Here is a 545-nt window from a genome sequence, read left to right as displayed (position 1 = left end):
GATAAGCGGTCGCATGAACGTCAGCGCTGCGAGTGGGCGGCTTCACGCGCCCGCTAAGGATGCCTCCCCATACAACGCCTTGTGCGGGGTCGCCCATCGGGCACAGCAGGATCACTTGCTCGCCGACGCTCGGCGGATTCCACGCACGGGTCTTACCGGCTCGCAACGTGGCGAACGGCAGCCAGTTCGTCGTCAAGCCCGGCGCATGCTCATCATCGGGGTCGCCCACCGACACCCGCACGCTGGGCGGGTTCGTCGAGAGGTCAACCTCGGCCACTGATCCGCGGCGGATCAGGTTGGTGAGAAGGCGGCGAAATTCATTGGCGTGCATGTCGCCAATCTTGCCAAGCAAGCGCGCGCGAGACGAGTAATCACCGATGTTTCGCGCCTGGACACAAAATTGTCCGCCGAGGAAAACGCTAATCGTGGGAGATATGTTTGAGCAGCATGTCGCGGATCAACTCGCGATCGTCGCAGGTGAAGCCAAGCAGCTCACGTGCGGGATAGCGATACTCCGGGCCACCGGGCGCGACATGATCCGTTTC

Annotated in this window: 2 protein-coding genes; both read right to left on the bottom strand. The window is 62.6% G+C overall.

What is annotated here, in order from left to right; all coding sequences use genetic code 11:
- On the bottom strand, positions 1–352 hold a 352-nt coding region (locus tag QCE79_RS33485; RefSeq protein ID WP_309851802.1), incomplete at its 3' end, for a phage baseplate assembly protein V.
- A 67-nt stretch (positions 353–419) separates the two neighbouring features.
- A partial coding sequence (locus QCE79_RS33480) for a phage virion morphogenesis protein (RefSeq protein ID WP_309851805.1) occupies positions 420–545 on the bottom strand: 126 nt, incomplete at its 5' end.

Origin of the sequence: Caballeronia sp. LZ003 (assembly GCF_031451465.1) — a bacterium.
In the GTDB taxonomy this organism is placed as follows: Bacteria; Pseudomonadota; Gammaproteobacteria; order Burkholderiales; family Burkholderiaceae; genus Caballeronia.
The sequence above is the reverse complement of the archived record's forward strand: the minus strand, read 5'-3'. Positions and strand labels throughout refer to the sequence as shown.